The organism is uncultured Dialister sp., from assembly GCF_937959425.1.
Taxonomy (GTDB): domain Bacteria; phylum Bacillota; class Negativicutes; order Veillonellales; family Dialisteraceae; genus Dialister.
On the sequence record NZ_CALGPS010000107.1, the window covers coordinates 1 to 5883 of the forward strand.

The 5883-nt window shown below is 55.1% G+C and carries 2 protein-coding genes; both read right to left on the reverse strand.

Annotation, left to right across the window (positions count from 1 at the left end; all coding sequences use genetic code 11):
- Positions 1-773: 773 nt before the first annotated feature.
- Positions 774-2042, reverse strand: coding sequence for an S-layer homology domain-containing protein (locus Q0482_RS04735; protein ID WP_299144047.1), 1269 nt, complete (start codon positions 2040-2042; stop codon positions 774-776).
- A 1353-nt stretch (positions 2043-3395) separates the two neighbouring features.
- Positions 3396-4769: a 23S rRNA (uracil(1939)-C(5))-methyltransferase RlmD gene (rlmD, locus tag Q0482_RS04740; RefSeq protein WP_299144050.1), complete on the reverse strand. Its 1374-nt coding sequence runs from the start codon at positions 4767-4769 to the stop codon at positions 3396-3398.
- Between the last annotated feature and the right edge of the window lie 1114 nt (positions 4770-5883).

Below are 5883 nucleotides of genomic sequence, written 5' to 3' on the forward strand. Positions count from 1 at the left end.
CTAGCCTGCCCATTAAGGCGCTTTCCTTTTATCTGCCCGACCGAACTGCGGGGGGAAGGTGGTGCCGCAGGCACCAAAGGGGGAACTGCCGGAACGGGAAAAAGCACTTATGTCTCATCTCTTCAGGCACCATTCTGCTAAATTGGCCGCTCACCACGGTCAGCCGACTAAAAGGAAGGCCCTTTTATGGGCAGGCTAAGGGCCAACTTCGGCTGACTTGGAGGTCCTATGCAGGACCTCCACAGCCACCCCCTATCCCGCTTCGCGGGACTTCCCCCTATTCAGGGGGCAGAATAGGACTCTCTATACTTGTCCTCTCCTCATAAGTTGCGCTATGTATAAAGCGGGTGTTGTCCACTGTGCACATCCTGCATAGGATGTGCAAGTCGGGCAAAGTAAGGCGCCTAGCCTGCCCATTAAGGCGCTTTCCTTTTATCTGCCCGACCGAACTGCGGGGGAAAGGTGGTGGCGTCAGCCGCCAAAGGGGGACGGGCCTTTCAGGCCCGAGGGTGGTGGTGGCGGCTTCGCCGCAAATCTTATATGCCTTACGGCTGACCCCTTCCGGCTCGCTGCGCTCGCCACCCACCCCTTAAGCAGGGGTGGGCAAGGGCGTTAGGGGATTTGCTTTTGTGTCTTCCGTGCTGCATGACGGAGGGCTAAATCCTCAAAGGGTGCAAGTCTTAAGTTGCGGAGCATTTCTCCTCAAGGGCCTTCACGGAGCAGCAAAAAAAGAAGCCCCTGTGGGAGGAGCTTCTTTTTTGTTCTAATGGAAATTAGAAGATGTAGTTCAGGGATACGGACCAGAGGTCGTCGTAATCCTTGTGGTCATCGGTCTTTACGTCGAATGCGTATTCACCATGGAGTTTTACGTTCTTCTGGAGAATCACATCAGCGTTAACGAGCCAGTATTTAGCAGTGTTTACATCACCTGTTTCATCTGTACCGGAAATTCCAACCAGGGAAGCCGGAGCTACGTTGTAGGTGGTGTCATTGAGGTAAGAACCTCTTTCAGCATGGATGTACTGAGCGCTCAGGTCCCAGGTGCCCGGTTTCTTCCAGTCGGTTGCGCCATAGCCAAGGCCTGCGGTCCAGGTGTAGGGGTCGCCTTTGTATTCGGTGTTCTTGTAGTAGTCACCGAATACTTTAAAGTCTCCGCCAAGACCGGCAGTGAGGCCTGCGCCGATGAGACGAGCGTCAAGGGAGTCCTTGCCGTCCAGGTATTCAACGTCGTAGGAAATGCGGCCTGCATCGCCATAAACACGTGCCAAGAAGGTTTCGGTATCATTCTTCAGCCAAGAGCTGGTGCTCCATTTGCCATTGCTTGCACCGTCACAGAAGAAACGGCCATAGCCCAGGTCAACATTCACACCGCCCAGTTTAGCGGTAGCAATGGCACCGTCGAATTCATCATCGAATTCAATGCCGGTCTGGCCAAGGAAGAGGTCCTGACGGCCCAGGGTTACGTCGAAGCTGTCACCGAACTGGTGGTTAACTTTCAGTTCTTCCATCCATACGCTGCTGTTGGAATCAGCATCTTTGAAGTTCATATCGTAGCGGAGACGGCCGGTAGCAACGGTGCTGTCATTCACCTGTGCCTTGGCGATAATCTTCATACGGCCATCCCATTTATCTGCAGCGTTTCCTTCATCATCATAGCTCTGGTTGAAACGCATACGAGCGTTGCCGGACCAGGAGATGTTGCCTACTTTCTTTTCCAGGTTAGCTACGCGAACGCCCAGGTTAGCCAGTTCGTCAGCGTATTCGCCGGCCAGTTTGTCAAGGGTTGCACGCTGTTCAGCGTTCAGCTGGTCTTCTTTTGCCATGAGGCGGGCAATGATCTGAGCCAGTTCGTAACGGGTAATGTTTCTTTCACCTTTGAAGGTGCCATCCGGATAGCCTTCTACCACGCCCTGGTCGGAGAGGTCGGAGACTGCCTGGTAAGCCCAGTCATCGGTGGAAACATCGGAAAATGGATTTGCTGCATAAGCGGAAACGCCTGCAGTGAGTGCTGCTACAGCAGCCAGTGCGAGAATTTTTTTCATAGTTCATCGCTCCCTTAGAAAAAATATATAGATAACCTGCCCTTTCTGAAGGAGTGAAAATATCTCTGCAAGAGTGTCCGTGTTTCCTCTGCTTACCCTCTCTCCTCCCATATCCCCCGGGCCGGAAATATGCTTTTTTCAGCATACTATAAAGGCATTCTTTTCTGCAACTGTGAAACTGTATTTTTATGCAATTCTAATATTGTTTATGCCTTTTAGTCCATTTCAGGAAATCGAAAAAGGAGCCCTTGACGGACTCCTCTTCGAATCTAAAACTTAACCCTTTATGAACCTGTATGTATCATAAACTATGGAGAGAAAAAGTGCAAGAGGAAATTTTGTGAAAAAAAGGGCCGCGCCCTTTGGGCGCGCGAAGGGGGGCGCCGCTGACGCGGCAGGTCGTGTAGAAGGGTTGTGACTGAAAAGGTCCTTAGGATTGACCGGCCTGTCGGCGGTCGGGTTCTCAGGTTTGACGGGCCTTTCAGGCCCGAGGGCAGCGGTGGCGGCTCCGCCGTCATGGACACGCCCTTTCAGGCGTGAGGGTTGACGGGGCCCTTGGCCCCGAGGGTTCTTAAGGTTCTTAGGTTTGACGGCGCCTGCGGCGCCGAGGGTTGTGGATTGCCGCTGACGCGGCAATACTTACAAAATAAAAAGCTGCCTGTGGCAGCTCTGGTGGGTGTCCTTAAAATCAATAAGGCGCCTCTTTTGATAAAACCATACAACCGCCCTGGCGGGCGAGGGAAAACAGGCAGACCGGTCCTGAGGCCCGTGGAAATGCACCCCTATCCCCGCCTGCGGCGGTACTTCCACTCGGAGGGGGAAGTTTGCTCTACGCTTCCCCTTCTGTGCTCATACGTTATGAACCATATTGTGATGATTAGCCACCTCCGGTGGCTTTTCCCCCTTTGGTGCCTTACGGCACCACCTTTCCCCCGCTGTGCGGGGGCACAACAACCCGCAGGGCAGCAATGACCTCATAAGTATCACAAGGCATAGCAACGCTAAAATCTGCCCCTCCGGGGTGGCAAGCGAACACGAGTCACACCAGCGAACATATTTTGAAGGAACGCAGTGACGCGCAAAATATTGTGAGTCGGTGATAGCCGTGCTGTAGGGGAACGCAGCGACCTGAGAATCGTGTGAGACGCTTTCCCGTGGATGCACAGCGAACACATTTTGAAGGAGCGCAAGCGACGCGCAAAATGTAGTGAGTCGTTTCCCCTTTAGGGGGAGACGCCGCCGCAGGCGGCAGAAGGGGTGCATTTCTACGGGCGCCAGCCCGGTTGTATGGTTTTTCTGCCCATTGGCCTCATAAATCATATGGCTCATTTGATTCCAGCATGAACAAAAATCCTACTCTCCTCTTTCCAAGAGGGCCACGGTTTCTACGTGCATGGTCTGGGGGAACATGTCTACGGGCTGGACTTTTTTGAGGGTATAGCCAAGGCCGGCAAGGATTCTGGCGTCTCTGGCGAAGGTGGCGGGGTTGCAGGAGACGTAGACGATACGTTTCGGTTCCATGGCAGCGGCGGCTTTGAGGACGTCTTCGCTGCAGCCGGCGCGGACGGGGTCCATGACGATGACATCGGGGCGGAGGCCGTCTTTATAGAGGGCAGGCATGAGCTTGCCTGCGTCGGCGGCGTGGAATTCGGCGTTTTCCACGTGGTTGAAGGCCGCATTTCTTCTGGCGTCTTCAATGGCCGCTTCCACGATTTCAATGCCTATCACTTTTTTCGCTTTCTTCGCCAGGCAGAGGGAAATGGTGCCGGTGCCGCAGTAGGCGTCGATGACGGTTTCGCCGCCGGTGAGGGAGGCGTAGTCAAGAGCGGTTTCGTACAGTTTCTCCGCCTGGTCTTTGTGGACCTGGAAGAAGGAGAAGGGGGAAATTTCAAAGGAGAGGCCTGCCAGGGTGGCGGTGAGTGTCTTTCTCCCCCAGAGGTGGTGAATGGTATTTCCAAGGATCACATTGCCCCGGCCGGCCTGTACGTTGTGGTAGATGGAAACTACTTCCGGCAGGAGTTCTCTCATTTCTTTCACCCAGAGTTCCGCAAAAGGAAGAGCCTGTGTGGCGGTGATGATGACGGCCATGACTTCCCCTTTGTCACCGGTGCGGGCCATGATGTGGCGGATGGAGCCTTTGCGGGATTTTTCGTTGTAGCCCTGGACATGGTGCCTTGCCATGAATCCCTGGGCGAAGCGGAGAACCCGGTTGTTTTCTTCTTCCTGAATGAGGCAGCCGTCAATGGGCACCACCTGATGGCTCCCCTGGCGGTAGTAGCCAATCACCGGGCCGCCGGTGACCTGGGAAACGGGCACGGCCATTTTGTTCCGGTAATTCCAGGGATGGGCGGCGGGAAGGACGGGAAGCACCAGGTCTTCGGAGAAGCCGCCCAGGCGGCTCACCACGTCCCGCACCCGCTTTTCCTTCAGGGCCAGCTGGCCTTCGTAGGTGAGATGGGAAATCTGGCAGCCGCCGCAGGCGTCGTAAACAGGACATTCCGGCTTCGTGCGGCAGGGAGAGGGGCTGTCAATGGAAATCAGCTTCCCCTGGGCGTAGGACTTCTTGGCCGCCACAATGCGGGCAGTCACTGTCTCCCCGGGAAGGGCGCCGGGGACAAAAATGGTGAAGTCATCGACGGAGCCGATGCCTTCGCCGTGGATGCCAAGGTCACGGATATTAAGGGTGTAGGTTTCATTCATTTTTACAGGAATATTTCTTTTGGTCATAAGAGGGCTCCTTGGGAAAAAGGTTCTTAGGATTGACCGGCCTACGGCGGTCGGGTTCTTAGGTTTGACGGGCCTTTCAGGCCCGAGGGTTGTGGTGGCGGCTGGCGCCGCAGTATAAAAAGGGGCGCGCCTGTCGGCGCAGGTTGTGTAGAAGGGCTGTAGCTGAAAAGGTTCTAAAGATTGACCGGCTTCCAGCCGGAGGGTTCTCAGGTTTGACGGGCCCTTTGGGCCCGAGGGTTGTGGTGGCGGCTGGCGCCGAAGGTTTTAGAAAGGCATTTCCCACGGGCGCCAGCCCGGTTGTATGGTTTTACTGCCACTGCTGCCATAAGTACCACATGAGCATATTGTCCAGTGCCCATGGTGCCCCCTGAACAGGGGTGGCAAAGGAACTGGATTTGTAGGGGAGCATAGCGACCCGAAAATCCAGTGACATGCTTCCCTTTGGGTAAAGGTGGTGCTGACAGGCACCAAAGGGGGGAACTGCCGGAACGGGAAAAGCACTTATGTCTCATCTCTTCAGATACCATTCTGCCGAATTGGCCACCTGCGGTGGCCACCCCTTATCCGGCTGCGCCGGACTTTCCCCTATTCAGGGGACAGAATAAAACCTCTCTACGCTTTCCTTCTGTGTCATATGTGACACATTGCCCAGCGCCCATAGTGCCCCCTGAACAGGGGGAAAGGTGGTGCCGACAGGCACCAAAGGGGGAACTGCCGGAACGGGAAAAAGCACTTATGTCTCATCTCTTCAGGTACCATTCTGCTGATTTGGCCGCCTGCGGTGGCCACCCCTTATCCGGCTGCGCCGGACTTTCTCCACTGGAAAGCGTCTCACGTGATTTTCAGGTCGCTATCGCTCCCCTACAAATCACGTTCGCTTGCCACCCTATTCAGGGGACAGAATAGGCCTCTCTATACTTGTCCTCTCCTCATAAGTTGCGCTATGTATAAAGCGGGTTGTTGTCCACTGTGCACATCCTGCATAGGATGTGCAAGTCGGGCAAAGTAAGGCGCCTAGCCTGCCCATAAAGGCGCTTTCCTTTTATCTGCCCGACCGAACTGCGGGGGGAAGGTGGTGCCGCAGGCACCAAAGGGGGAACTGCCGGAACGGGAA